The organism is Citrobacter sp. Cf116 (assembly GCF_030336505.1).
GTDB classification, from domain to species: domain Bacteria; phylum Pseudomonadota; class Gammaproteobacteria; order Enterobacterales; family Enterobacteriaceae; genus Citrobacter; species Citrobacter freundii.
Window position 1 is genome coordinate 19,213 of sequence record NZ_JAOWEQ010000040.1, and the last position, 25,741, is coordinate 44,953.

General features: G+C 51.6%; 25 protein-coding genes. 7 read left to right on the forward strand and 18 right to left on the reverse strand.

Translation table 11 applies throughout. The annotated features are described in order from the left end of the window. Positions 1 to 178 precede the first annotated feature (178 nt). Complete coding sequence (locus OGV74_RS16820) at positions 179 to 580, forward strand: hypothetical protein (protein WP_016150076.1); 402 nt, start codon at positions 179 to 181, stop codon at positions 578 to 580. A 286-nt stretch (positions 581 to 866) separates the two neighbouring features. Here OGV74_RS16820 and OGV74_RS16825 read toward each other — a convergent pair whose 3' ends face one another. From OGV74_RS16825 to OGV74_RS16835, 3 genes are all read right to left on the reverse strand, one after another. Continuing rightward, complete coding sequence (locus tag OGV74_RS16825; RefSeq protein WP_003840847.1) at positions 867 to 1,412, reverse strand: Imm42 family immunity protein; 546 nt, start codon at positions 1,410 to 1,412, stop codon at positions 867 to 869. 63 nt (positions 1,413 to 1,475) lie between these two features. Further along, complete coding sequence (locus tag OGV74_RS16830) at positions 1,476 to 1,706, reverse strand: hypothetical protein (RefSeq protein ID WP_005120603.1); 231 nt, start codon at positions 1,704 to 1,706, stop codon at positions 1,476 to 1,478. A 240-nt stretch (positions 1,707 to 1,946) separates the two neighbouring features. After that, positions 1,947 to 2,168 (reverse strand): hypothetical protein, encoded by a 222-nt coding sequence (locus OGV74_RS16835; RefSeq protein WP_071697349.1) that lies wholly within the window; start codon positions 2,166 to 2,168, stop codon positions 1,947 to 1,949. A 97-nt stretch (positions 2,169 to 2,265) separates the two neighbouring features. Here OGV74_RS16835 and OGV74_RS16840 point away from each other — a divergent pair, with 97 nt between their 5' ends. From OGV74_RS16840 to OGV74_RS16855, 4 genes are all read left to right on the forward strand, one after another. Further along, a complete protein-coding gene (locus tag OGV74_RS16840) occupies positions 2,266 to 2,469 on the forward strand; it encodes an N-acetyltransferase (RefSeq protein ID WP_071697348.1) in 204 nt (67 codons plus the stop codon). 244 nt (positions 2,470 to 2,713) lie between these two features. Next, positions 2,714 to 4,030 carry a shikimate transporter gene (shiA, locus tag OGV74_RS16845; RefSeq protein ID WP_003036285.1) on the forward strand — a complete coding sequence of 439 codons (1,317 nt, stop codon included), beginning with the start codon at positions 2,714 to 2,716 and terminating at the stop codon, positions 4,028 to 4,030. Between the two features lie 118 nt (positions 4,031 to 4,148). Continuing rightward, positions 4,149 to 5,603 carry an AMP nucleosidase gene (locus OGV74_RS16850; RefSeq protein WP_016149940.1) on the forward strand — a complete coding sequence of 485 codons (1,455 nt, stop codon included), beginning with the start codon at positions 4,149 to 4,151 and terminating at the stop codon, positions 5,601 to 5,603. Between the two features lie 16 nt (positions 5,604 to 5,619). Continuing rightward, on the forward strand, positions 5,620 to 7,398 hold the full coding sequence (locus OGV74_RS16855; protein WP_071667268.1) for an aminopeptidase P family protein: 1,779 nt from the start codon (positions 5,620 to 5,622) through the stop codon (positions 7,396 to 7,398). Between the two features lie 55 nt (positions 7,399 to 7,453). Here the strand turns inward: OGV74_RS16855 and ptsG are convergent, their stop codons facing one another. The 14 genes from ptsG to yceD all read right to left on the reverse strand — a co-directional run bounded on the left by ptsG (position 7,454) and on the right by yceD (position 19,947). Next, positions 7,454 to 8,887 (reverse strand): PTS glucose transporter subunit IIBC, encoded by a 1,434-nt coding sequence (gene ptsG / locus OGV74_RS16860; protein ID WP_003036277.1) that lies wholly within the window; start codon positions 8,885 to 8,887, stop codon positions 7,454 to 7,456. 293 nt (positions 8,888 to 9,180) lie between these two features. Further along, positions 9,181 to 9,978, reverse strand: coding sequence for a metal-dependent hydrolase (locus OGV74_RS16865; protein WP_003036276.1), 798 nt, complete (start codon positions 9,976 to 9,978; stop codon positions 9,181 to 9,183). A 10-nt stretch (positions 9,979 to 9,988) separates the two neighbouring features. Then, positions 9,989 to 10,993 carry a DNA polymerase III subunit delta' gene (holB, locus tag OGV74_RS16870; RefSeq protein ID WP_286521241.1) on the reverse strand — a complete coding sequence of 335 codons (1,005 nt, stop codon included), beginning with the start codon at positions 10,991 to 10,993 and terminating at the stop codon, positions 9,989 to 9,991. After that, positions 10,990 to 11,631 carry a dTMP kinase gene (tmk, locus tag OGV74_RS16875; protein ID WP_086503953.1) on the reverse strand — a complete coding sequence of 214 codons (642 nt, stop codon included), beginning with the start codon at positions 11,629 to 11,631 and terminating at the stop codon, positions 10,990 to 10,992. Before tmk ends, holB begins: the two co-directional genes overlap by 4 nt. Continuing rightward, positions 11,621 to 12,643 (reverse strand): cell division protein YceG, encoded by a 1,023-nt coding sequence (gene yceG, locus OGV74_RS16880; protein ID WP_032948992.1) that lies wholly within the window; start codon positions 12,641 to 12,643, stop codon positions 11,621 to 11,623. The genes tmk and yceG overlap by 11 nt, the downstream gene beginning before the upstream one ends. A 2-nt stretch (positions 12,644 to 12,645) precedes the next feature. After that, the gene (pabC, locus tag OGV74_RS16885) at positions 12,646 to 13,455 is read right to left on the reverse strand and encodes an aminodeoxychorismate lyase (protein WP_086503952.1); all 810 of its coding nucleotides are present in this window, start codon (positions 13,453 to 13,455) and stop codon (positions 12,646 to 12,648) included. 135 nt (positions 13,456 to 13,590) lie between these two features. Then, positions 13,591 to 14,832, reverse strand: coding sequence for a beta-ketoacyl-ACP synthase II (gene fabF, locus OGV74_RS16890; protein ID WP_003036260.1), 1,242 nt, complete (start codon positions 14,830 to 14,832; stop codon positions 13,591 to 13,593). Positions 14,833 to 14,917: 85 nt separating this feature from the next. Beyond that, on the reverse strand, positions 14,918 to 15,154 hold the full coding sequence (acpP, locus tag OGV74_RS16895; protein WP_000103754.1) for an acyl carrier protein: 237 nt from the start codon (positions 15,152 to 15,154) through the stop codon (positions 14,918 to 14,920). Between the two features lie 155 nt (positions 15,155 to 15,309). Then, the gene (gene fabG / locus OGV74_RS16900) at positions 15,310 to 16,044 is read right to left on the reverse strand and encodes a 3-oxoacyl-ACP reductase FabG (RefSeq protein ID WP_003036255.1); all 735 of its coding nucleotides are present in this window, start codon (positions 16,042 to 16,044) and stop codon (positions 15,310 to 15,312) included. Positions 16,045 to 16,056: 12 nt separating this feature from the next. Further along, positions 16,057 to 16,986: an ACP S-malonyltransferase gene (fabD, locus tag OGV74_RS16905; protein ID WP_008320343.1), complete on the reverse strand. Its 930-nt coding sequence runs from the start codon at positions 16,984 to 16,986 to the stop codon at positions 16,057 to 16,059. Positions 16,987 to 17,001: 15 nt separating this feature from the next. Beyond that, positions 17,002 to 17,955, reverse strand: coding sequence for a beta-ketoacyl-ACP synthase III (gene fabH / locus OGV74_RS16910; RefSeq protein ID WP_003832181.1), 954 nt, complete (start codon positions 17,953 to 17,955; stop codon positions 17,002 to 17,004). Positions 17,956 to 18,032: 77 nt separating this feature from the next. After that, positions 18,033 to 19,112 (reverse strand): phosphate acyltransferase PlsX, encoded by a 1,080-nt coding sequence (gene plsX, locus OGV74_RS16915; RefSeq protein ID WP_003846798.1) that lies wholly within the window; start codon positions 19,110 to 19,112, stop codon positions 18,033 to 18,035. Positions 19,113 to 19,235: 123 nt separating this feature from the next. Beyond that, positions 19,236 to 19,409 carry a 50S ribosomal protein L32 gene (gene rpmF, locus OGV74_RS16920; protein WP_003036242.1) on the reverse strand — a complete coding sequence of 58 codons (174 nt, stop codon included), beginning with the start codon at positions 19,407 to 19,409 and terminating at the stop codon, positions 19,236 to 19,238. Between the two features lie 16 nt (positions 19,410 to 19,425). Continuing rightward, positions 19,426 to 19,947: a 23S rRNA accumulation protein YceD gene (yceD, locus tag OGV74_RS16925; protein ID WP_003036239.1), complete on the reverse strand. Its 522-nt coding sequence runs from the start codon at positions 19,945 to 19,947 to the stop codon at positions 19,426 to 19,428. A 197-nt stretch (positions 19,948 to 20,144) separates the two neighbouring features. On the opposite strand from yceD, the gene OGV74_RS16930 reads away from it, so the two are divergent. Continuing rightward, positions 20,145 to 20,729: a Maf family protein gene (locus tag OGV74_RS16930; protein ID WP_003836743.1), complete on the forward strand. Its 585-nt coding sequence runs from the start codon at positions 20,145 to 20,147 to the stop codon at positions 20,727 to 20,729. Positions 20,730 to 20,811: 82 nt separating this feature from the next. Here OGV74_RS16930 and rluC read toward each other — a convergent pair whose 3' ends face one another. Further along, the gene (gene rluC, locus OGV74_RS16935; protein WP_174329982.1) at positions 20,812 to 21,765 is read right to left on the reverse strand and encodes a 23S rRNA pseudouridine(955/2504/2580) synthase RluC; all 954 of its coding nucleotides are present in this window, start codon (positions 21,763 to 21,765) and stop codon (positions 20,812 to 20,814) included. A gap of 699 nt (positions 21,766 to 22,464) precedes the next feature. Here rluC and rne point away from each other — a divergent pair. Next, complete coding sequence (gene rne, locus OGV74_RS16940) at positions 22,465 to 25,728, forward strand: ribonuclease E (protein ID WP_032948990.1); 3,264 nt, start codon at positions 22,465 to 22,467, stop codon at positions 25,726 to 25,728. Positions 25,729 to 25,741 lie beyond the last annotated feature (13 nt).

Genomic DNA, 25,741 nt, shown 5'->3' on the forward strand with positions numbered 1-25,741 from the left:
AAATAATAATCCAGGTGTCGAGCCATCCTGCAGAGCATAGTAAACGTCAGCTTCGTGCCAGGAGCGGACGTGGAGAACAACAGTCTTAGTTGGCCAACGAGGAGCAGGTTAGCGGTTGTTGTCAAAGCCAGGCTTGATAGGTTTAAATATTGCATTCACAATGGTAGGGATTCTACACATGAAAAAACAATTGTTACTGCTTATATTGCTCATCACTTCCCAATCGTGGGCAAATCAACCCTCCCCAGGGGAGCAAGCTAAACAAATGGCTGAAGCAGCATGCCTATACCAATACAATGTCATCTACTCTCGCTTTACTTTGGGTTTTTCTGAGGAAAAAGCAATTCAGGCATCGTCTAAAATATTGACTAATTATTTGGAGAGTCATAAAGAAAATGCAGGGGATTTTTTTCTCTCCTCGATTCGTAGAAGCACAATTGCACAATTACGGGAGTTAGAAGTAAATAAAGCGGCAGTTCAGCAACTAAGAACTCCCCCACCAGATTTTAAAGATAAGTTTTTATCCTCTTGTAATGAAATGAAAAAAGAGCAATTGGAAGCTATGCATGTTTTTGGTTAAATTCAGCATACATACATACATACATACATACATACATACTGATGTGCTTATTTTTCGGCCATCGCATTTATTACTTTTGACCGTCGCTAGTAGCGGATCTCGCGGCGCTTCAGGCGGTCCGATTCGTGCCAGGAGCGGAAGTTTGCAACATGGTTTGTGCCCATTGAGTAGAGGAATTTCGTGCATATTTAAGCTGAATACTGGGCGTTACAAACACCCTCGCTGTGATTTTCTCAGATGAGGATATAAGTGGTTTAAATGCAAAATCCCTAGCCCTTGAATGTCATTAACGATCTATTTGTAATAAAGAAGTGGTATATTCCTTAAAGCTTGAAATTATTTTATTAATTTCGATTTTTTCTATAGTTATATCTTCTATAACAGGGTGCTTTATATCTTGCCAAACGCGTCTCTCACCATGTGAGACTAATTCAGATACCTTACCACCTAAGATTCTAACGAAATTTTTGTTCGAAACGGCAAAAAAACATGCTCCAGATTCTAAAATGATCGTGGGTGAAGCATTGAACTTACAAATTCCATCAGGATATTCATCCTCTGACGTGGGCTGTGGGTAAGCCATTTTATACAGATATTCAAAAGCTTTATCCGTAGATGCATTAAATATTTCATCATCACATGGCATAGCTATAAGAGCATTTTCAGAATCAATAACATCATCATAATCAACGAATAAGGTCGATGTGCGGATATCATTAGGATACATACTCCCGTTCAAAAAGAAATAAAAAAACCCATTCTTTATAGAATCGCCCCACTGCGGAACGTATTCAATCCAGATTGCAAAGCGATAGGGATCACCAAAAATCATAATATTCCTTTACCGAATAGTTGATCGATTTAGAGAAGTTCTGTTCGAAGCACATCAATGCTCTTAAGAATTTATGGTCTTTTTATATAGTAACCACTCATCCCAGGCATTTTTCGCATCAATATCGGGATAGCCTCGGCTTTCGATCATGTCCTTGGCAATCTCAGCAGGTAACTCAATAGCAGTAGCATCATCACGGATTGACTCAACATCCTCTCGTGTCAATTCTCGTCCGAAGTCCTTCTCTTTGGCTTCAAGCAGCACAACAAGGGCAGGAATAAACACAATAGCCATGATTTGCAATACTCCGTAAATGATTAAATTTAATTCATTTTGGCATAGATATCATGTCAATACATACCTTATAGCCACTGCATAACTGGAAAAATTTTATGTTTGAGTTCGTTCGTGAGGTGTAAACGTCAGCTCCTCGCTCAAAGTTGCCCCTCAGCTCCACGCCAGCTGCTGAACAAACGCATCCGTGTAAGTGCACAATTTTCATGTGGCACTAAAGCAGTGTGTTCCCGTCGACATTCAGTCAGCTTTATACGCCTGCCACTCGCGCCAGACATTCTCAGGATCAATATCGCGGTAGCCACGCTCTCTGATTATATCCTCGGCTGCTTCGGCCGGCAGGCGGACGGCTGTAGCGCCATCGCGAATGGACTCAACCTCATCGCGGGTCAATTCCCGTCCTATATCCTGTTCTTTATCAATCAGGACTACGATCAACGCAGGGATAAAAACAATCTTCATACTGACAAGCCTCTGAAATATTCGCATCCCACTGTATCACTGACAGTTTTGATATAATTCAGTAATCGTCAATTTATTACCAGGACGGGAATCATTCATGACATTGCAAATCCGTGACGCCACACCGGCCGACGCGATGTTGCTTAATGCGCTGGGCTACCGCATCTACCGCGCACACTTTGAACAAAAAGCACTGGAGCTTCGCTTATATGTCCACGGAGATAACGGGCGTGCGATTCGTGCTTATGAGCGATGTGGTTTCACTGAATCTCCGTATGCCATTATGAAAGTGGGTTTATAGCTTCCCCAAATACAGTACTCCTAATGCTCCGCCTGAAATCAGAACACTCCTGACAGGCCACGATTCCACCAGATTCAGATTTTTCATTCATCTTATTTTTCATGTTGCCATCAGATGAGGGAGATAATCGTTTTCACTTCCCGTCTGTCGCGGTAATCTCATAACGGTCGTTAATATTGCGACTGCAATGTGTGTAGCCCAACTCAAATACTAATAACTAAAAAACAGTACAGACAGGATAACTATGGATTCCACCCTCACCTCCACGGGTCCCCAACAGGACGCCTCTTCGCTTAACCGCGCCCGACGCGCTGCGCTTGGCAGCTTCGCGGGTGCAGTGGTCGACTGGTATGATTTTCTGCTTTATGGCATTACTGCCGCACTGGTCTTTAACCGCGAGTTCTTCCCGCAGGTCAGCCCAGCGATGGGGACACTTGCCGCATTTGCTACCTTTGGCGTCGGATTTTTGTTCCGTCCGTTAGGCGGGGTGATCTTCGGCCACTTCGGCGATCGTCTGGGCCGTAAACGTATGCTGATGCTTACCGTCTGGATGATGGGTATTGCCACTGCGCTGATCGGGATTATTCCCTCTTTTGACACCATTGGCTGGTGGGCTCCTGTGCTGCTGGTGACACTACGCGCCATTCAGGGATTCGCCGTTGGCGGTGAATGGGGCGGCGCAGCGTTGCTCTCGGTCGAAAGCGCGCCGAAAAATAAAAAAGCCTTCTACAGCAGCGGCGTCCAGGTTGGTTACGGCGTCGGACTGTTACTTTCTACCGGTCTGGTCTCGCTGATTAGCTCGCAAACCACCGATGAGCAGTTCCTGAGTTGGGGCTGGCGTATTCCATTCCTGTTCAGCATCGTGCTGGTATTGGGCGCGTTGTGGATGCGTAACCGAATGGATGAATCGGCCGAATTCGAACAGCAGCAGCAGGCACCGCAACCAGAGAAAAAGAGACTACCGGTAGTCGAGGCATTAATCCGTCATCCAGGTGCGTTTTTGAAAATTATCGCTCTGCGCCTGTGTGAACTGCTGACGATGTATATCGTCACCGCGTTTGCCCTTAATTACTCCACGCAGAATCTGGGTTTACCTCGTGAACTGTTTCTGAATATCGGCTTGTTGGTGGGTGGACTGAGCTGTCTGACCATCCCCTGCTTTGCCTGGCTCGCCGACCGCTTTGGTCGCCGGCGCGTTTACATTACTGGCGCACTGGTCGGGACGCTTAGCGCATTCCCGTTCTTTATGGCGTTAGAAGCACAATCCATTTTCTGGATCGTGTTCTTCGCGATTATGTTGGCCAACATTGCACACGATATGGTGGTCTGCGTACAGCAGCCTATGTTTACCGGTTTGTTTGGCGCAAGCTATCGCTACAGCGGCGCAGGCGTTGGTTATCAGGTAGCAAGCGTAGTTGGCGGCGGTTTTACCCCCTTCATTGCTGCTGCACTGGTAACATTCTCCGGCGGAGACTGGCACAGTGTAGCCATTTATCTGATGGCGGGTTGTCTTATTTCCGCGACTACAGCATTGCTGATGCGGGATAAGCAGCACGGTTAAGCCAGGGTGCGGAGGCCGTCCGGTCTTCGCACAATCTTCCTCAACGTCTGACTTTTGTTTCACATTCCTGTGACATACTATCGGGAGAGCAGTACATCTGTGGAACAAGGAGACAGACATGAACAATAAGGGCTCCAGCCTGACCCCGGCTCAGGCACTGGATAAACTGGACGCGCTGTACGAGCAGTCGGTTAAAGCACTGCGTAGCGCCATTGGTAAGTATATTGAAACAGGGACGCTCCCTGATGTAATCGCCCGCCATAACGGTCTTTTTGTTTACCCATCACTGTGTGTCACCTGGGATGGCATCGCCACCAATCCCCCGAAAACCCGAGCCTATGGTCGTTTTACCCATGCGGGCAGCTACACCACTACGATTACCCGCCCGTCGCTTTTTCGTCCGTATCTTGAAGAACAGCTCACGCTGCTGTATCAGGATTATGATGCGCATATCTCCGTCGAGCCGTCGCAGCATGAAATCCCCTATCCCTATGTGATTGACGGTTCAGAACTGACGCTGGATCGCTCGATGAGCGCCGGATTAACGCGCCATTTCCCCACCACTGAATTGTCGCAGATTGGTGACGAAACGGCAGACGGGATTTTTCATCCGGCGGAATTTTCTCCGCTGTCTCACTTCGATGCCCGACGCGTAGATTTTTCGCTGGCGCGACTACGTCATTACACGGGAACGCCGGTTGAACATTTTCAACCTTTTGTGCTGTTCACCAACTACACCCGCTACGTCGATGAGTTTGTGCGTTGGGGTTGCAGCCAGATCCTCGACCCGGACAGCCCATATATCGCGCTTTCTTGTGCGGGCGGGATCTGGATCACCGCCGAAACCGAAGCGCCAGAAGAAGCCATCTCCGATCTCGCCTGGAAGAAACACCAGATGCCCGCCTGGCATTTAATCACGGCTGACGGTCAGGGGATCACGCTGGTCAATATCGGCGTTGGCCCGTCTAACGCCAAAACCATTTGCGATCATCTGGCCGTACTGCGTCCTGACGTCTGGCTGATGATTGGTCACTGCGGTGGTCTGCGTGAAAGCCAGGCGATTGGCGACTATGTTCTGGCCCACGCTTATCTGCGTGACGATCACGTTCTGGATGCCGTACTACCGCCGGATATTCCGATTCCGAGCATTGCGGAAGTACAACGCGCCCTGTATGACGCCACCAAAGAAGTCAGCGGTATGCCCGGTGAAGAAGTTAAACAGCGCTTACGTACCGGTACTGTCGTCACCACCGACGATCGTAACTGGGAGCTACGCTATTCCGCTTCTGCGCTGCGTTTCAACCTCAGTCGCGCGGTGGCTATCGATATGGAAAGCGCCACCATCGCCGCTCAGGGATACCGTTTCCGCGTTCCGTACGGCACGCTGCTGTGCGTTTCCGACAAGCCGCTGCACGGTGAGATCAAACTACCTGGTCAGGCCAACCGTTTTTATGAAGGTGCTATTTCTGAGCATCTGCAAATAGGTATCCGGGCTATCGATCGTCTGCGTGCTGAAGGCGACCGACTGCACTCCCGTAAATTACGTACATTCAACGAACCGCCGTTCCGTTAAGACCTGAAGGTTAACTATGCACAACTCAACTCCTCTTTCCGCCCTGCGCAACCTGCTGATAGCGCAGGGGCTGGATGGCATGATTGTTCCGCGCGCCGACGCTCATCAAAGCGAAGATTGTACGCCGCATGACAATAAACTGGCCTGGCTGACCGGATTTAGCGGCTCTGCCGGCCTCGCGTTGGTCCTTCGGGATCGCGCGTTAATGTTTGTCGATGGACGCTATCAGGTCCAGGTACGCAATGAAGTCTCGCTGGATGATTTTGAAATTCATCATTTACACGATGAACCGCTGGCCGACTATTTGCAGTCTCACGTTGCAGCGGGTACACGTATCGGCTTTGAACCGCTGCTGATGGTCAACAGCCAGTTTGAAGCCTTGTCGGCAACTCATTGCGAGCTGGTACCTCTTGAGCAAGATCCTTTTGACCAGGTGTGGCTTGACCGACCGGCAGCCCCCTGCGGCATCATTCGTGAAATGCCCATTGAAATCAGCGGGGAAAACAGCACGCAAAAGCGTGCCCGCGTCGTGGAACAACTCGCTCAACATGAGGCTGACGTACTGGCAATTACCCTGCCGGATAACATTGCCTGGCTGTTGAATGTACGCGGTTCAGATCTGGCTATGGTGCCAGTACCGTTTTCGTTTGCCCTGCTCCATCGCAGCGGTGAGCTGGAATGGTTTGTGGATAGCAACAAAACGCAGCAACTCCCCGTATCACTGCTGAACACGCTCACGCTGGCCCCGCAAGAGAGTTTCCTGGTACGTTGCCAGCAACTGGCCAGTGGGAAACGCTTCCTGGTCGATAAAGACTACGCCCCGGTTGCGTTGCGTTTTGCCATTGAAGAACACGGTGGCAACGTCTTATGGGCCCCTGATCCCATCACCTTGATGAAAGCCCACAAAAATGACGTTGAACTGGCGGGCTATCGGGAATGCCATGAACAAGATGGCGCAGCCTGGGTTAATTTCCTTGCCTGGCTGGCCCATGAAGTCCCTTTGCGCGAAGCGGCTGGCAATCCGGTCACCGAACTGGAAGCCCAGGCAAAGCAACTGGAATTTCGCCAGCAGCAGCCGGGATTTATTGAGCAAAGCTTCAGCACGATATCGGCCTCTGCCAGCAATGCGGCGATGTGTCATTACCACTCCAGTGAAAAAACCAATACGCCAATTACCTCGCAGGCCATGTATCTGAATGATTCCGGCGGCCAGTACCACAATGGTACGACGGATACGACGCGTACCTTCGCGTTTGGTCCACAGGATCCGCAACGTCGTCTGCATTACACCGCCGTGCTGAAAGGCTTTTTGTCGCTTATTTCACTGCAGTTTCCCAGCGGCACTCAGGGCCATCAACTGGATGCCTTTAGCCGTCGGGCGTTGTGGGATTTAGGCCTGGATTTTGATCATGGAACAGGACACGGCGTAGGCCACCAGTTGCTTATCCATGAACAACCCCATCGCATTGCCAAGAAAGTAAACCCCTGGCCTCTGGTCGCGGGCAATATCATCACTATCGAACCGGGTTACTATCTGGCCGGGCAATATGGGATCCGTATTGAGAACCAAGTGGAAATAATCAACAGCCGCCCTGGCTTCTGTCGTTTCTCAACGCTGACGCTGGTGCCGATTGATTTGAATCTGGTTGAACTGCATCTGTTGAGTGAAGCTGAAAAGCAATGGATTGATGATTACCACCAGCAGGTCAGAGAGACGTTATCCCCTCGCGTGAATGCAGAGGCTCGTCCGTGGCTGTTCGCCGTCACCGCGCCGATTCGCGTTCAGGCTAATTAATGCAATAAAAAAGGCAGCCCGTAGGCTGCCTTAGTTCTCCCCAATTTCTTACTGCTTAGCTGTTACGGATGTACTCATCCATTTCAGTTTTCAGGTTATCGGACTTGGTACCGAAAATCGCCTGAACACCGGAACCAGCTACCACAACGCCCGCCGCACCCAGTTTCTTCAGGCCAGCCTGATCCACTTTGGCAACGTCAGCCACGCTGACACGCAGACGGGTGATACACGCATCAAGGTTAGTGATGTTTTCTTTACCGCCGAACGCCGCAACCAGAGCCGGAGCCATTTCGCCTGACGCACCTGCTTTGCTGTCTTCGGTGGCATCTTCACGACCCGGAGTTTTCAGGTCCAGCGCTTTGATCAGCACACGGAAGATGGTGTAGTAAACAATCGCATAACCGATACCGACAATCGGGAACAGCCACAGTTTGCTGCTGTTACCGGAAAGAACGATAAAGTCGATCAGACCGTGGGAGAACGACGTACCGTCACGCATACCCAGCAGGATACAGATCGGGAATGCCAGACCAGCCAGAATCGCGTGGATGATGTACAGGATCGGCGCCACGAACATGAAGGAGAACTCGATCGGCTCGGTAATACCGGTCAGGAACGAGGTCAGCGCCGCGGAGATCATGATACCGCCCACTTTCGCGCGGTTTTCTGGTTTAGCAGAGTGCCAGATAGCGATAGCAGCCGCCGGCAGACCGTACATTTTGAACAGGAAGCCACCGGACAGTTTGCCCGCAGTCGGGTCACCCGCCATATAGCGAGGGATGTCGCCGTGGAACACCTGACCTGCAGCGTTGGTGTATTCACCGATCTGCATCTGGAATGGAACGTTCCAGATATGGTGCAGACCAAACGGCACCAGGCAGCGTTCAATGAAGCCATAGATACCGAACGCCACGACCGGGTTCTGGTATGCAGCCCACTGGGAGAACGTCTGAATAGCAGTACCGATTGGTGGCCAAATGAAGGACAGAACCACACCTGTGAAGATAGCAGCCAGACCAGAAATGATAGGAACGAAGCGCTTACCCGCAAAGAAGCCAAGATACTCAGGCAATTTAATACGGTAGAAGCGGTTGAACATATACGCTGCAATCGCACCGGAGATAATCCCCCCGAGAACACCCGTATCAGCAAGGTGTTTAGCTGCGATCTCTTCAGCAGGTAAATGCAGAACCAGCGGCGCAACTACAGCCATGGTCTTAACCATGATGCCGTAAGCAACAACGGATGCCAGTGCAGATACACCGTCATTATTAGTGAAGCCTAACGCAACACCGATAGCAAAAATCAGCGGCATGTTCGCAAAAACAGAACCGCCCGCTTCTGCCATTACGTGCGATACAACGGCTGGCAGCCAGCTGAAGTTAGCGGAACCGACGCCCAGCAGGATACCTGCAATTGGGAGTACGGATACCGGCAGCATCAGCGATTTACCGACCTTTTGCAGGTTAGCAAATGCATTCTTAAACATAATTAGGAGTGCTCCTGAGTATTTGTGCTTTTCTACGTTCTCACGCATTAGCGAGGGGGGAGAACCTCGCCGTGTACAGGGCATCTAAGTACCCTTTATTTATTACACAGAGTAAAATAATTCAGTTTGTTTTTGTTTGACGGCTATCACAGTTCAGTCGTGAATGGCCGCAAAATCCGCACATTCCGATAAAATGCGTTTCTGAATGTGTCAAGCTGGTTATTCACCGCCCATTTTGTGGCGGTGAACTTTACTCGCATTAGTGATTAATTACGAGCTTTAAAAAAAGTCAGTTAACGAACAGATTGCAGGCGAGAAGCGTCGATGTGAAACAGGCGGGCAAAGTTATCAGTGGTTGCCTGCGCCAGTTCTTCAACGGCAACACCTTTCACTACGGCCATGTACTCTGCAACGTCACGAGTCATGGCGGGCTGGTTCTCTTTTCCACGATGCGGTACAGGCGCAAGGTAGGGAGAATCCGTCTCGACCAATAACCGGTCCAGAGGAACATAGCGGGCGGCATCACGGAGCTGCTCTGCATTTCGGAACGTGACGATGCCGGAAAACGAGATATAGAATCCAAGGTCCAGTAATTTGCCCGCCGTTTCTCTGTCCTCTGTAAAACAGTGTAGTACGCCGCCACAATCCGTCACTTTTTCTTCGCGCAGAATAGACAGCGTGTCGGCTCGCGCATCGCGGGTATGCACGATAACTGGCTTCTGTAACTCACGGCCAATCTGAATATGGTGGATAAAAGATTCCTGCTGACGCACCTTTGTTTCCGGCGTGTAAAAATAGTCCAGCCCGGTTTCTCCCATCGCCACAACCCCCTCTTCGGCGGCAAAACGACGCAGCTCCTCAACATCATAGGTTTCATCCTGATTTAACGGATGCACGCCGCAGGAAAAAACCACATTGTCACGCTCACCAACCAGTTCACGCATACTGCGGTATCCTGGCAAGGTGGTTGCAACGGCAAGACAGAATTTCACATCGCGTGCGGCCGCTTTCGCCAGCACGTCGTCCACGTCCTTATGCAGAGATTGATAATCCAGGCCATCAAGATGGCAGTGTGAGTCGACTAAAAACATAATGTCTCTCTCAAAGATGGGGAACAGGCAGTACGGTGCCTGGTTGCAGGTAATGCTCAATACGAAGAATAAGGTCGGTTAATACCAGCTCGCGGTTTACGCCCGTTACGTTCAGCAACTGCTGACGGCAATGACAAACGTCACCGAGTATCGCCTGTATCTGGGCAACGGATAACCGTTCTGCGATGGAAGATATCAGGTCCAGGGCATCGGGATTGGTTAAATGGGCAATCCCATACGGACGTTTCAACGCATCCGTAAACAACGTTGCCAGCCAGTGTAAACGGGCGGCAGCCTGATCGTGGTTTAACGCCGCGAGCAAGATATACCAATCACCGGCGTTTAATGTATTCACCAGTGCCGCACAAAAATCTGTACGGTGTGCCCAGCTTTCAGCCTGTAACAGCGTGAGTGCCGCGCCTGGCGAACCGGCACTTAGACGTAACGCGCTAAGCAGCGCTTCTGACGACGCAGTCACTTCACGAGCAAGCCAGGAGATAGCATACGACTCCGGAGGTGGCGCAAGATGATGTAACCGACAACGGCTGCGTAATGTCGCCAGCAAACGAGCTGGCTCTGTGCTGGCGAGGAAAAACCAGGTCTGTGCCGGGGGTTCTTCCAGCGTTTTCAACAGGGCATTGGCGGCAGCATCGGTTAACTGGGCGGCATCAGGGATCCATACGACCTTCGCACCGCCGAGACGCGAATGCTCGTACAGCTTTTCACTGACTTCGCGTACAGCATCAACCCCCAGCGTGCTTTTGCCTTTTTCTGGCAGCAGCGAATAGTAGTCAGGGTGTGTCCCCGCCTGCATCAGCTGACAGCCACGGCACTGTCCGCAGCTTTTATGTCCTTCCGGCTGCTGGCACATTAAATATCGGCTGAGGGCGTAAATAAGCGCGTCGTCGCCCATTCCGGGTAACGCCTGAATCAGTAACGCATGGTGACAACGACCCGCCTGGTAGCTGGCCACCAGTTTTTCAAAATCCGGTCGTAACCATGGGTACCATTTCATGCGCCCTGCTCCTTCACCCATTGGGTGATGGTATTGCGAATATCAGCCATCACAGCCTCCAGCGGCTGCGTAGCGTCTATAGTGCGAATGCTGGCGTCTTTGGCAGCCAGCTCAAGATAGCGCGCGCGGGTACGATTAAAGAAATCGAAAGATTCCTGCTCAATACGATCCAGCTCGCCGCGTGCACGGGCACGCTTCAACCCGACTTCTGGCGTCACATCCAGATAGATAGTCAGATCCGGGCGAAAATTGCCGAGTACTGCATCGCGCAGGGTTGCCAGCATGTTTTGATCGATACCACGTCCACCGCCCTGATACGCCTGAGTAGACAGATCGTGACGATCGCCAATTACCCACGCGCCTTTCGCCAGCGCAGGTTTAATAACGGTTTCGACCAGCTGTACGCGCGCAGCGTAAAACATCAGAACTTCGGCTTTGTCAGTGATAACCTCGTCACCCACCGACTTAATGTCCAGCACCAGGCTTCTTAGTTTCTCAGCCAGTTGCGTGCCGCCAGGTTCGCGGGTGAAAACCATGTCACGAATACCGAGTTGCTCAAGTGTCTCTACCACTACGTTACGCGCGGTGGTTTTTCCGGCGCCTTCCAGGCCCTCGATGACGATATAGTTACTGCCCATTTTTTTCCTTAAGCACTTTCAGGTAATCCTGCACGGACCGGTTGTGGCTGGCAAGATTGGTGTTAAACGTGTGGCCACCTTTACCGTCAGCCACAAAATAAAGATACGGCGTTTTTGCCGGATGTGCCGCGGCCTGCAACGATGCCTCTCCCGGCATGGCAATCGGGCCAGGTGGCAGTCCTGTAATGGTATAGGTGTTATAAGCGGTCGGGCTGTCTAAATCCACGCGCGACAATTTGCCATTATACCGTGACCCCATACCGTAAATCACCGTCGGATCGGTTTGTAAACGCATACCGATACGTAAACGGTTAACAAACACCGAAGCAACCTGGTCACGCTCGCTGGCAACCGCAGTCTCTTTTTCAATAATAGAAGCCATGGTTACCAGCTGGTTTTTGTCCTGATAAGGCAGGCCGTCAGCGCGCCCTTCCCAGACAGTATCCACCGCTTTAACCATTTTCTGATGCGCGCGTTTTAGCAACGCTACGTCAGTAGTATTGGCGGTATACATCCAGGTATCTGGCCAGAACCAACCTTCCACCCATTGCGGGTTTTCCAGCTTCAGCGCCTGGGCCACGGTCTCATAGCTATCGTCGCTTAACGTATGTTTGATATACGGGGCATCGCGCAGCTGTTTCAGGTAATCGCTTAGGCGCATCCCTTCAACCAGACGTAACGGGAACTGCGCCTCTTTGCCGCTTTCCAGCAGTTGCAGCATATCCCGAACCGTCATGTCGGGTGTAAAACGGTAGGTTCCGGCCTTAAAATGCGACAGTTCGGGTTCCACACGCAGCAGCCATTGGAACACGCGCGGACGGTTAATAACCTTGTCCGCATACAGCTGTTCGCCAAGGGCCAGGCGGCCCGTCCCCGCTTTCAGCGTAAAAATCGTCTCTTCTTTAATCAATAATTTACTGTCCGCCAGATGGCGAACTTTCCACATTCCCACTCCCGCGGCAATGCCCAGCACAACCAGCAATAACAGGACAACAAGTAACAGTTTTTTCATGACTAATTCGGGTGCTCACAAAGTGGGGCTAAAAAATCGAATAACAAACGTGAAGACAGCAATGTGTCGCCACAGGCACACACGGGAATAATGGGCATTAACGCGTTACAGACGACGATTTCATCAGCCTGCATAACCTCCTCCAACCCGGCATACACTTCGACAATACTGAATGGCGATTGTGCCAGCATCCGGATACAGAATTGTCGCATAATGCCGTTTACTCCGGCCTGATCCAGGCGGGGCGTGTAAACCACATCACCTTTACGCCAGAACAAATTAGCCGCACAGCATTCCGTAACCCATCCCTCGCTGTCAAGAACCAGTGCTTCATCTGCGTCCGTCTGTTCAAGATGAGAGCGAATCAACACCTGCTCCAGTCGATTCAGATGCTTAAGTCCGGCAAGCAGTGGATTACGTCCCAGACGTACTGGGCTTAGCGCCAGCACAATGCCATCTTGCCGCCAACGATCGTAATGAACGGGCCAGGCTGAAACGGAGAGGATGCGTGTGGCGCTGTGACAACTTTTGCCACTGTAACCCCGGCCTCCACTGCCACGGCTGATAATCACTTTCAACACCCCGCGTACGTGCCTTTTCGCCAGCATTTTCATTTCATTTTGCAGCTCGGACCAATTTTCAAAAGAGATCAGCAGTTTTTGGCAAGCGTCTTGTAAACGCTCAAGATGCGCTGCAAAGAGAGGGATTTCGCCGTCGATAATACAGGCAGTGGTAAAACAGCCATCACCAAATTGTGTCGCTCGATCGCTTGCTGCCAGCATATTTTGCTCGCAGCCATTAATTAAGAACATGGTGGCTCCTTATTTCTGGTCCGCTAGTTTGGCAGGATGAGTAACACAGGACAAGGGCGGAAAACCGAATAAAAAAAGGCCCGACAAGCGGACCTTTTCAATTTGCTATCGATGCTAGCGCATCACCTAACGGGCTTAAATCTTTTTAAAGATCAAAGAGCCGTTGGTACCACCGAAGCCAAAGGAGTTACACAGCGCATACTCCAGACCACTAACCTGACGCGCTTCGTGAGGTACGAAGTCCAGATCACAACCTTCATCCGGGTTATCCAGGTTGATGGTTGGCGGAATAGCCTGATCGCGCAGCGCCAGAATAGAGAAAATAGACTCTACCGCGCCCGCCGCACCCAACAGGTGTCCGGTCATAGATTTGGTGGAGCTTACCATTACACGGCTTGCCGCATCACCAAAGACAGATTTCACTGCCTGGGTTTCTGCTTTATCGCCTGCAGGCGTAGACGTACCATGCGCGTTGACATAGCCAATCTGACCCGCTTCAATAGCCGCATCACGCAGCGCGTTGACCATTGCCAGCGCAGCGCCTGCACCGTTTTCCGGTGGTGACGTCATGTGGTAAGCATCACTGCTCATACCGAAGCCAACGACTTCAGCATAGATTTTTGCACCGCGCGCTTTCGCATGTTCGTACTCTTCCAGTACAACCATGCCTGCGCCGTCGCCCAGCACAAAGCCATCACGTTCTTTGTCCCACGGACGGCTTGCCGCTTGCGGGTTATCATTACGTGTAGACAGCGCACGTGCCGCGCCAAAACCACCCACGCCCAGCGGCGTACTGGCTTTTTCTGCACCACCCGCAACCATCGCGTCCGCATCGCCGTATGCAATGATACGTGCAGCATGACCGATGTTATGCACGCCTGAAGTACAGGCGGTCGCGATGGAGATGCTTGGCCCTTGCAGGCCGTACATGATGGTCAGGTGACCTGCCACCATGTTAACAATCGTCGACGGAACGAAGAACGGGCTGATCTTACGCGGTCCACCATTTACCAGAGAGGTATGGTTTTCTTCGATAAGACCGAGACCGCCAATACCAGAGCCGATAGCGGCGCCAATACGGTGGGCGTTCTCTTCCGTTATTTCGAGGCCAGAATCCTGCATGGCCTGAACGCCAGCGACAATTCCATATTGAATGAAAGCATCCATCTTGCGCTGTTCTTTGCGCGAGATAATGTCTTCACAGTTAAAATCCTTTACTAAGCCAGCAAATTTCGTTGCATAGGCGCTAGTATCGAAATGGTCGATCAGGCTGATGCCACTCTGACCGGCAAGGAGAGCTTTCCAGGTAGACTCTACGGTATTGCCGACAGGAGACAACATGCCCAGTCCGGTCACAACTACACGACGCTTAGACACGGTTGTCCTCCAGGGAGGGAAAATAATTCAAGTGGGATAAAAAGATAAAACTCAGGCGGTCGAATGACCGCCTGGAGATGTTCACTTACGCCTGGTGGCCGTTGATGTAATCAATGGCAGCCTGAACGGTAGTGATTTTCTCAGCTTCTTCGTCCGGAATCTCAGTATCAAACTCTTCTTCCAGAGCCATTACCAGCTCAACGGTGTCAAGAGAATCTGCGCCCAGGTCTTCAACGAAGGAAGCATTGTTGGTTACTTCTTCCTGCTTAACGCCCAGCTGTTCGCCGATAATTTTCTTAACGCGTTCTTCGATAGTGCTCATACTCTTAAATTTCCTATCAAAACTCGCTTTCGCGATGGTTTTCGTAGTGTATAAAATGTTGAAAAATTTGCAACTAAATCCCGGCAGGTCTTACCACGATTTTGCGCTATTTTGAGGCCATTCACCCTAATAACGCAAATATTTTTCAATCGTGGTTAAACCATGTACATCCCGCCGTTGACGTGCAAAGTCTCACCTGTGATGTAACTTGCTTCGTCAGAAGCTAAAAATGCAACCGCACTGGCGATTTCCTGAGCGCCGCCAAGGCGACCCGCAGGAACCTGCGCCAGAATACCCGCACGCTGATCATCAGACAGCGCACGCGTCATGTCCGTTTCAATAAAGCCCGGAGCAACAACGTTTACAGTAATGCCACGAGACGCAACTTCGCGCGCCAGTGATTTACTGAAGCCGATCAGACCCGCTTTCGCCGCAGCGTAGTTAGCCTGACCCGCATTTCCCATGGTACCAACCACAGAACCGATAGTGATAATACGCCCATGACGCTTTTTCATCATAGCTCGCATTACCGCTTTTGACAGACGGAAAACAGATGACAGGTTGGTTTCGATGATATCGTTCCACTCGTCATCTTTCATGCGCATTAACAGGTTATCACGAGTAATCCCGGCATTATTGACCAGGATATCGACTTCACCAAATTCTGCGCGAATATTTTCCAGAACAGATTCGATAGATGCAGGATCGGTCACATTCAACATCAGACCTTTACCATTTGCACCTAAATAATCGCTAATGGCCTGCGCGCCGCTTTCGCTGGTAGCAGTACCGATAACTTTCGCGCCACGGGCAACGAGTGTCTCAGCAATTGCGCGGCCAATGCCACGGCTTGCACCGGTAACCAGCGCGATTTTTCCTTCAAAACTCATGGTCTTCCTCTTTTATTGCTCTAGCGCCGCAGACAGTGCCGCCGGCTCATTCAGTGCCGAAGCAGTCAGGGTGTCAACAATACGTTTCGTCAAACCGGTCAGAACTTTACCCGGACCGACTTCATACAGGTGCTCTACGCCCTGGGATGCCATAAATTCAACGGTTTTAGTCCACTGAACCGGGCTATACAGCTGACGAACCAACGCATCGCGAATTGCATCTGCCGTGGTTTCACACTTCACATCGACGTTGTTCACGACCGGAACAGTCGGCGCGTTAAAGGTGATTTTCTGCAGCTCAACGGCCAGTTTTTCAGCAGCAGGCTTCATCAGCGCACAGTGAGACGGCACGCTAACTGGCAGTGGCAGAGCACGTTTCGCACCCGCAGCTTTACAGGCAGCGCCCGCACGTTCAACCGCTTCTTTATGACCCGCGATAACCACCTGGCCTGGCGAGTTGAAGTTAACCGGAGAAACAACCTGACCTTCTGCTGACTCTTCACATGCTTTAGCGATAGACGCATCATCAAGACCGATAATCGCAGACATACCGCCTGTGCCTTCTGGTACAGCTTCCTGCATGAACTTACCGCGCAGTTCTACCAGACGTACGGCATCAGCAAATGCGATCACGCCTGCGCAGACCAGCGCAGAATATTCGCCCAGGCTGTGACCCGCCATCAGCGCAGGTGTTTTACCACCCTGCTGCTGCCATACGCGATAAAGCGCGACAGATGCGGTCAACAGCGCTGGCTGCGTCTGCCAGGTTTTATTCAGTTCTTCGGCCGGACCCTGCTGAGTCAACGCCCACAGATCATAGCCCAGCGCAGCTGATGCTTCAGCAAATGTTTCTTCAACAATTGGGTAGTTTGCTGCCATTTCAGACAACATCCCAACGGTCTGGGAACCCTGCCCCGGAAACACAAATGCAAATTGCGTCATGTTTAAATCCTTATACTAGAAACGAACCAGCGCGGAGCCCCAGGTGAATCCACCCCCGAAGGCTTCAAGCAATATCAACTGCCCAGCTTTAATACGCCCGTCGCGGACGGCTTCGTCCAGCGCGCACGGTACGGAGGCAGCAGAGGTATTACCATGTCTGTCGAGCGTCACGACAACATTATCCATCGACATACCCAGCTTTTTAGCTGTCGCGCTGATAATGCGCAGGTTAGCCTGATGCGGTACCAGCCAGTCCAGCGCAGAACGGTCGAGATTATTGGCTTCCAGCGTTTCATCAACGATGTGCGCAAGCTCGGTCACCGCGACTTTAAATACTTCGTTACCCGCCATCGTCAGATGAATCGGGTTTTCTGGGTTCACGCGATCGGCGTTAGGCAGCGTCAACAGTTCGCCATAGCGACCGTCAGCGTGCAGATGCGTGGAGAGAATGCCTGGCTCTTCTGATGCGCTCAGTACAACCGCGCCCGCCCCATCACCGAAAATGATGATCGTTCCGCGATCGGTTGGATCACAGGTGCGCGCCAGAACATCAGAGCCAACGACCAGAGCATGCTTAACTGCGCCAGATTTAACATACTGGTCGGCAACACTCAGGGCGTAAGTGAAACCAGCGCAAGCGGCTGCAACGTCAAACGCCGGACAGCCTTTGATCCCTAGCATACTTTGGATCTGGCACGCCGCGCTTGGAAATGCGTGAGTGGATGATGTGGTAGCAACCACAATCAGACCAATTTGCTCTTTGTCGATGCCCGCCATTTCAATCGCACGGTTTGCGGCGGCAAAGCCCATCGTCGCAACTGTTTCATTTGGCGCTGCAATATGGCGTTCACGGATACCTGTACGAGTGACGATCCACTCATCAGATGTCTCAACCATTTTTTCCAAATCGGCGTTAGTACGCACTTGTTCAGGCAGATAGCTGCCAGTACCAATAATCTTCGTATACATGTACGCTCAGTCACTTTTTGGTTATATACCGCCACGAGCAAATCGCTGATACGTTGGCCACATTCACAAACGCACCGTTATCTGTGTGCTCGTGAGGTTGCGCTTTCGCCACCGTCCAGCAGTTCGAATCCAGCTGGGTATACAGATTCCAGGCGAGCGGCAATTCGCTGAGGAACTTGTCGCTGCACCGCCTGCACTGCCTGTTCAATCGCGACTTCAAATGCTCGCTGATTGGCCGCACCATGACTCTTAATCACCGTGCCGCGCAATCCTAACAGACAGGCGCCATTATACTGGTCGGGGTTGAGGTGACTAAATCGCCTTGTCAGGCTTTTTTGTAACCAACGTTTTAATAACAGAAGCCACCACGACCGTTTTTTGCCCTCACCCTGAGATTTCAGCAGTGAAAGGAACATTCTGACAACACCTTCCATCGTCTTTAATGTGACATTACCTGTAAAGCCGTCACAGACCAACACATCGGTTTTGCCAGTCAGTAACTCATTGGCTTCAAGATAGCCGATATAATTAATGGAAGGGATTGTTTTTAGCACAGCTGAAGCATCTCGAATACTGTCGAGACCTTTCGTTTCTTCTTCGCCGATGTTGAGTAACGCTACGCGAGGATTGGCAATGCCAACAACCTCTTCTGCCAGCACGGAACCCATGACGGCAAATTGCACCAACATCGTGCTATCACAATCTACGTTGGCGCCCAAATCCAGCACCACCGTTTTGCCCTTTTGCTGATGCGGTAACACCGTCACCAACGCCGGACGCTCAATCCCCTCAAGGGGTTTGAGCAATAACTTCGCAAGTCCCATAAGTGCGCCCGTATTACCGGCGCTGACACAAGCTTGTGCCTGACCTTCTTTCACGAGCTCCAGGGCAACACGCATTGAGCTTCCACGACTGGCGCGAATAGCTTGCGAGGGCCGGGCATCACTGGCAATAACTGACTGAGCAGGGATAATCTGCAGACGCGAACGTTGTTCGAAGTCAGCTTTGGCAAGTAATGGCGTGATTGTATCGGGATCCCCGACTAAAAGAAGTGTGAGTTGCGAATTAGAATTCAGTGCCTGCAATGCTGCAGGCACTGTCACGGTAGGGCCAAAATCTCCCCCCATGACATCTAACGCCAGGGTTAGACGTGTCAAGGTATCGTCGCTGCCCGGTTAGGTGTTTCCCCAGTTACCCGGGGAAAGCCTCACTAAGCTTCATCACGCGTTCACTCTTTGTCTTTCTCACCAGGGGTGGGAAAGCCATTGAGTCATGCGTGATTACTTAGCGATTACCTTACGGCCACGGTAGAAACCGTCGGCAGTGATGTGGTGACGCAGGTGTTGTTCACCAGAAGTTTTGTCTACAGACAGGCTGGTGACTGCGGTCAGAGCGTCATGAGAACGACGCATGCCACGTTTGGAACGGGTTGGTTTATTCTGTTGTACGGCCATGGACCTTACTCCTCAATTACTTACGCTTTAAGCTGGCTAATACGGCAAATGGGTTTGGTTTTTGCGCTTCATCAGGCAATTCGCCAAAGACCATGTCCGCCTCGGACACTTCACAGTGTTCAGAATCATGCACCGGAACTACCGGCAAGGAGAGGATAATCTCATCTTCAACCATTGCAAGCAGATCGATTTCACCGAATTCGTTAACCTCAATCGGCTCATACGCTTCCGGGAGTGCTTCAGCCTGCTCGTCAGAACGGACAGGACTAAAACAATATGTTGTGTGAACATGAAGTGGGAACGGTTTCCCGCAACGCTGACATTCGAGCGTAACCGATACCTTCGCATCACCGGTTATAACGGCGAGACGCTGGTTATCGATAGCGAACGACATGGAGCATTCCACATCACTGTCCACACTGACTACAGAATCGGCGACGCGCTCAACCAGATCAGAAGTATAGATACCTTCATAATCGAGGCGTTTCTGAGCCGTACGAACCGGATCAAGAGTCAGGGGTAATTTTACCTTTTGCATAGGGCGCGCATATTAACTTTGTAACGTCATATAGTCAAAGAAAAAGGCAGCCTGTGGTTGCCTTTTGCCAATAATTCGCACACATTGCGGGTCATCGACTTAAAATCGCTCAAGACAAGCCACTACAGCCAGCTTGTAGGTCGAAGTCCATAGTTTAAAATGGCTCTCATCAATACGCTATATGCGAGGGAAAAAATATGCCTCAACTTATTCTTGCTTCCACCTCTCCCTGGCGTCGCGCTTTACTCGAAAAACTGGCAATTCCGTTCGAATGCGCAGCACCAGAGGTTGATGAAACACCATTACCAGGCGAGGCGCCGCGTCATCTGGTGTTGCGACTGGCTCAGCAAAAAGCACAATCACTCGCCCACCGTTATCCCTCGCATCTGATTATTGGCTCCGATCAAATTTGTGTTCTTGATGGTGAAATAACCGGCAAACCATTAACAGAAGAAAATGCGCGCCAACAGTTACTCAAAGCCCGTGGCAATATTGTGACGTTTTACACCGGACTGGCGCTGTATAATTCTGCGACCGGACATTTACAAACTGAAGTAGAACCTTTTGACGTCCATTTCCGTCATTTAAGCGAGGCGGAAATTGATGATTATCTGCGCAAAGAGCGTCCGCTCCATTGTGCAGGTAGTTTCAAAAGTGAAGGGTTAGGTATTGCACTCTTTGAACGCCTGGAGGGCCGTGACCCAAATACCTTGGTAGGTTTGCCGCTGATCGCGTTGTGTCAAATGCTGCGGCGGGAGGAAATGAACCCGTTGAACGCCTGATTAATCTGCCTGATGTCGACGCGATGCGTCTTATCAGGCCTACGGTCCATCACACGATTGTAGGCCTGATAAGCAACGCGCATCAGGCTTTGCTGCGTAATACCTCGAGGCAGCGCTTCAACTGCTTATCCATTGGCGCTTCAATACGCATCAATTCTCCCGTACCCGGATGAGTAAACTTCAACGCTGCGGCATGCAGGAAAAGTCGGTTCAACCCCGTATCCGCCAGTTGCTTATCGAATTCACGGTCACCGTAGCGATCGTCAAAAGCAATTGGATGACCGGCATACTGGGTATGCACACGGATCTGGTGCGTACGTCCGGTCACCGGGCTACAGCGCACAAGCGTGGCAAACGCATAGCGCTCTTCCACTTTAAAACGTGTTTCTGACGGTTTGCCTTCCTGATTCACCCGCACGATACGCTCACCGCTTTGCAGAATGTTCTTTAACAGCGGTGCCTGCACGGTTTTGACATGCGACTGCCATTGGCCTCGAACCAGCGCGAGGTAATCTTTCTGCATGCCTTTTTCACGCAGTTGTTCATGCAATGAACGCAAGGCTGAGCGTTTTTTGGCAACCAGCAGCACACCAGAGGTATCCCGGTCGAGGCGATGCACCAGCTCAAGGAAACGCGCTTCCGGACGCAACGCACGTAATCCTTCAATGACGCCAAAGCTTAACCCGCTTCCGCCATGCACGGCCGTACCTGAAGGTTTGTTAAGCACCAGAATGTGGTCATCTTCATATAAAATGACATCGGTCAGCGCCGCAACCTTCTGCAGGTTTGGCGAAATGGCCTCTTCTTCACGTTCAGCGACACGCACAGGTGGAATACGCACAATATCCCCATCTTCGAGTTTGTACTCGGGTTTAATGCGTTTTTTATTCACCCGCACTTCGCCTTTACGCAAAATGCGATAAATCATACTTTTCGGCACGCCCTTAAGCTGGGTGCGCAAAAAGTTGTCGATGCGTTGCCCTGCTTCGTCGGCAGTAATGGCAACTGTTTTTACGGCTGGAGTCTCTGTTTTCATGGGGGCCGATTTTAAATAGCCATCAAGATTCGCGCCACACATTTTTCTATGCTTATATTAACTGCTATACCTTATTACTTAAGTTTGACATAGCCGATTTGGTGGTTATTAAAGCAATCACTACGCGGAAGTGAAAAAACTGTGAGTAACCGGGTGATAAATGGCAAAAGTCATCTTGCTATAACAAGGTTAGCAGTGGAATAATGCGGTTGTTTCCGTGTTGAATCTTGTTAAAACAAGAACTTTTCCGGAATGACCCAATTTTGCCCGACCGATCATCAACGCAGCAATGGCGTAAGACGTATTGATCTTTCAGGCAGTTAGCGGGCTGCGGGTTGCAGTCCTTACCGGTAAGTGCTCTATGGATTTCACATTGTAGGAAGGCGGCAAGTCTGGATACCCCCAGGTTCTTACTCCTGTAAGTGACCAGGGTGAGAAGATAAAGCCAACGCACCGACAGCGTGAAAGACGACAAGCACAATGGAAGCTTCTCTGGAGAGTAACACCCAGACTGTTCCCCTGATAATTGCGCTGTGTTTCCGTATGAAATACAGGCAACCGACACTCTGCGCCTCTTTGAGCTGACGATAACCGTGAGGTTGGCGACGCGAATAGACACGAGGCCATCGGTTCACACCCGGAAAGGCATTACTCTGCCCGCAGCTTAGTCGTCAATGTAAGAATAATGAGTAAGTTACGATGAAAAGAATGTTAATTAACGCGACTCAGCAGGAAGAGTTGCGTGTCGCCCTTGTAGATGGGCAACGTCTGTACGATCTGGATATCGAAAGTCCTGGACACGAACAGAAAAAAGCCAACATCTATAAAGGCAAAATTACCCGTATTGAACCGAGTCTGGAAGCTGCTTTTGTTGATTACGGCGCTGAACGTCACGGTTTCCTCCCGTTAAAAGAAATTGCCCGCGAATACTTTCCCGCTAACTACAACTCCCATGGTCGCCCCAACATTAAAGACGTGTTGCGTGAAGGTCAGGAAGTCATCGTTCAGATCGATAAAGAAGAACGCGGCAACAAAGGCGCTGCGCTGACTACCTTTATCAGCCTGGCAGGTAGTTATCTGGTTCTGATGCCGAACAACCCGCGCGCGGGCGGCATCTCCCGTCGCATTGAAGGCGACGACCGTACCGAATTAAAAGAAGCGCTGGCAAGCCTGGAACTGCCTGATGGCATGGGGCTTATCGTGCGTACCGCAGGGGTAGGCAAATCCGCCGAAGCGCTGCAGTGGGACCTGAGCTTCCGCCTGAAGCACTGGGAAGCGATTCAAAAAGCCGCTGACAGCCGCCCTGCTCCGTTCCTGATCCATCAGGAAAGCAACGTTATCGTGCGTGCCTTCCGCGACTATCTGCGCCAGGACATCGGCGAAATCCTCATCGACAACCCAAAAGTCATGGAGATGGCGCGTCAGCACATCGCGGCGCTGGGTCGTCCGGATTTCAGCAGCAAAATCAAACTGTACACCGGCGAAATCCCGCTGTTCAGCCACTATCAGATCGAGTCTCAGATTGAGTCCGCGTTCCAACGCGAAGTGCGTCTGCCGTCCGGCGGCTCAATCGTTATCGACAGCACTGAAGCACTGACCGCTATCGATATCAACTCCGCACGCGCAACCCGCGGCGGCGACATCGAAGAAACAGCGTTCAACACCAACCTTGAAGCAGCCGATGAAATTGCGCGTCAGCTGCGTCTGCGCGACCTCGGCGGTCTGATTGTAATCGACTTCATTGATATGACGCCGGTTCGTCACCAGCGCGCGGTTGAAAACCGTCTGCGCGAGGCCGTACGCCAGGACAGAGCGCGTATTCAGATCAGCCATATTTCTCGCTTCGGTCTGCTGGAAATGTCCCGTCAGCGTCTGAGCCCGTCACTGGGTGAATCCAGCCATCACGTGTGCCCGCGCTGCTCCGGTACCGGTACTGTACGTGATAACGAATCACTGTCGCTGTCTATTCTGCGTCTGATCGAAGAAGAAGCACTGAAAGAAAATACGCAGGAAGTACACGCTATTGTTCCTGTGCCTATCGCTTCCTATCTGCTCAACGAAAAGCGTACCGCGGTAAATGCAATCGAGACGCGTCAGAATGGCGTGCGCTGTGTGATCGTGCCAAACGATCAGATGGAAACCCCGCACTATTCTGTGCTGCGCGTACGTAAAGGGGAAGAAACGCCGACCCTGAGCTATCTACTGCCGAAACTGCATGAAGAGGCAATGGCATTGCCGACGGAAGAAGAGTACGTCGAGCGTAAACAGCCTGAGCAACCGGCGCTGGCTACCTTCGCCATGCCAGACGTTCCGCCAGCCCCTGCTCTGCAGGAACCTGCCGCGAAAGCCGCCGCGCCTAAAGCAGCGGCAGCGACCGCAGCCGTTGCCGCACAGCCCGGTTTGATTAGCCGTTTCTTTGGCGCACTGAAGTCCATCTTCGGTGGTAGCGAAGAAGTGAAACCGGTTGAACAACCTGCGCCGAAAGCTGAAGAGAAAACCGAACGCCAGCAGGATCGTCGTAAACCGCGTCAGAACAATCGTCGCGACCGTAACGATCGTCGTGATAACCGTGATAATCGCGGTGACCGTGACAACCGTAACGAACGTTCAGAAAACGGCGAAAACCGTGAAGATAACCGCCGTAACCGTCGTCAGTCACAGCAGCAAAATGCGGAAGCTCGCGATAACCGCCAGCAAACTACTGACGTTGCAGACAAAGCGAAATCTGGCGATGAGCAGCAGGCTCCGCGTCGCGAACGCAACCGCCGTCGTAACGATGACAAGCGTCAGGCTCAGCAGGAAGTTAAAGAGCTGAACCAGGCTGAACAACCTGTGCAGGATGCCGAGCAGGAAGAGCGCGTACGTCAGCCTCAGACTCGCCGTAAGCAGCGTCAATTGACTCAGAAAGTTCGTTTCACTGACAGCCCGGCGGTTGAAACCGAAGTGGCAACTGCCGCAGTAGTCGCTGAAACCGCTGCCGCTCAGCCAACAGAACAGCCTGCACCAGCACAACGCACCGAACTGGCGAAAGTTGATCTGCCAGCCGTCGTTGCGACTGAGCAGGAAGACAACAGCGACGCGCGTGACTCCAATGGTATGCCGCGTCGCTCCCGTCGCTCCCCTCGCCATCTGCGCGTCAGTGGACAGCGTCGTCGTCGTTACCGTGACGAGCGTTATCCGGTTCAGTCACCGATGCCATTAACGGTCGCCTGTGCATCTCCTGAATTAGCGTCCGGTAAAGTTTGGATCCGCTACCCTGTCGCACGTCCTCAGGATCAGCAGGTTGAAGAACAGCGCGAACAAGAAATGGTCCAGCAGCAAGCCGCACCTGTCGCTGTAGAGCCTCAGGTTGCTGCAGCTGCCGTGGAACACATTGTGGATGCCCCTGCGCCAGTTGAAGCCGTGCAGCCAGAGATTGTCGTAGCTGAGCCTCAGGCCCCCGTTGTTGAAACCACACAGGTTGAAACCACGCATCCGGAAGTCATTGCGACCCCGGTCGAGGAACAACCACAAATTATCGCTGCATCTGATGCGCCCGTTGCAGAAGAAATCGCCGCTGAAGCCGAACCTGTGGCTGACGTTGTGACTGCGCCGGTTGTCGAAGAGCCTGCAGAGGTTGTTATTTCCCAGCCAGAAGTGGTTGAAGAGATTGCCGAAGTTGTGGAAACAGCGCCAGTTGTTGAAGAAGTTGCTGCACCGCAGGAAGTTGTTGCAGCGCCAATTGTAGAAGCGACTGTCGTTAAGCCTGTAGTTGTCGCAGCCAGTGTTGATGCTGAACACCTTCACAGCCATGCGACCGCACCGATGACCCGCGCCCCGGCACCGGAATATGTACCAGAAGCGCCGCGTCATAGCGACTGGCAGCGTCCGGCATTCGCCTTTGAAGGCAAAGGTGCCGCAGGTGGACACAGTGCAACGCATCAAGCGACTGCGCCAGCAACACGTCCTCAGCCTGTCGAGTAAGCCATAATCAATA

Excerpts from the sequence above, each read along its gene's own strand:
- OGV74_RS16835 (WP_071697349.1), bottom strand. The coding sequence starts at position 2,168 with ATGAAGATTGTTTTTATCCCTGCGTTGATCGTAGTCCTGATTGATAAA.
- acpP (WP_000103754.1), bottom strand. The coding sequence starts at position 15,154 with ATGAGCACTATCGAAGAACGCGTTAAGAAAATTATCGGCGAACAGCTG.
- rne (WP_032948990.1), top strand. The coding sequence starts at position 22,465 with ATGAAAAGAATGTTAATTAACGCGACTCAGCAGGAAGAGTTGCGTGTC.
- OGV74_RS16850 (WP_016149940.1), top strand. The coding sequence starts at position 4,149 with ATGAACAATAAGGGCTCCAGCCTGACCCCGGCTCAGGCACTGGATAAA.
- OGV74_RS16840 (WP_071697348.1), top strand. The coding sequence starts at position 2,266 with ATGACATTGCAAATCCGTGACGCCACACCGGCCGACGCGATGTTGCTT.
- OGV74_RS16930 (WP_003836743.1), top strand. The coding sequence starts at position 20,145 with ATGCCTCAACTTATTCTTGCTTCCACCTCTCCCTGGCGTCGCGCTTTA.
- shiA (WP_003036285.1), top strand. The coding sequence starts at position 2,714 with ATGGATTCCACCCTCACCTCCACGGGTCCCCAACAGGACGCCTCTTCG.
- OGV74_RS16825 (WP_003840847.1), bottom strand. The coding sequence starts at position 1,412 with ATGATTTTTGGTGATCCCTATCGCTTTGCAATCTGGATTGAATACGTT.
- OGV74_RS16855 (WP_071667268.1), top strand. The coding sequence starts at position 5,620 with ATGCACAACTCAACTCCTCTTTCCGCCCTGCGCAACCTGCTGATAGCG.
- yceG (WP_032948992.1), bottom strand. The coding sequence starts at position 12,643 with ATGAAAAAACTGTTACTTGTTGTCCTGTTATTGCTGGTTGTGCTGGGC.
- pabC (WP_086503952.1), bottom strand. The coding sequence starts at position 13,455 with ATGTTCTTAATTAATGGCTGCGAGCAAAATATGCTGGCAGCAAGCGAT.
- rluC (WP_174329982.1), bottom strand. The coding sequence starts at position 21,765 with ATGAAAACAGAGACTCCAGCCGTAAAAACAGTTGCCATTACTGCCGAC.
- fabH (WP_003832181.1), bottom strand. The coding sequence starts at position 17,955 with ATGTATACGAAGATTATTGGTACTGGCAGCTATCTGCCTGAACAAGTG.
- OGV74_RS16820 (WP_016150076.1), top strand. The coding sequence starts at position 179 with ATGAAAAAACAATTGTTACTGCTTATATTGCTCATCACTTCCCAATCG.
- tmk (WP_086503953.1), bottom strand. The coding sequence starts at position 11,631 with ATGGGCAGTAACTATATCGTCATCGAGGGCCTGGAAGGCGCCGGAAAA.
- fabD (WP_008320343.1), bottom strand. The coding sequence starts at position 16,986 with ATGACGCAATTTGCATTTGTGTTTCCGGGGCAGGGTTCCCAGACCGTT.
- OGV74_RS16865 (WP_003036276.1), bottom strand. The coding sequence starts at position 9,978 with ATGTTTTTAGTCGACTCACACTGCCATCTTGATGGCCTGGATTATCAA.
- OGV74_RS16830 (WP_005120603.1), bottom strand. The coding sequence starts at position 1,706 with ATGGCTATTGTGTTTATTCCTGCCCTTGTTGTGCTGCTTGAAGCCAAA.
- yceD (WP_003036239.1), bottom strand. The coding sequence starts at position 19,947 with ATGCAAAAGGTAAAATTACCCCTGACTCTTGATCCGGTTCGTACGGCT.
- holB (WP_286521241.1), bottom strand. The coding sequence starts at position 10,993 with ATGAAATGGTACCCATGGTTACGACCGGATTTTGAAAAACTGGTGGCC.
- ptsG (WP_003036277.1), bottom strand. The coding sequence starts at position 8,887 with ATGTTTAAGAATGCATTTGCTAACCTGCAAAAGGTCGGTAAATCGCTG.
- rpmF (WP_003036242.1), bottom strand. The coding sequence starts at position 19,409 with ATGGCCGTACAACAGAATAAACCAACCCGTTCCAAACGTGGCATGCGT.
- fabG (WP_003036255.1), bottom strand. The coding sequence starts at position 16,044 with ATGAGTTTTGAAGGAAAAATCGCGCTGGTTACCGGTGCAAGCCGTGGC.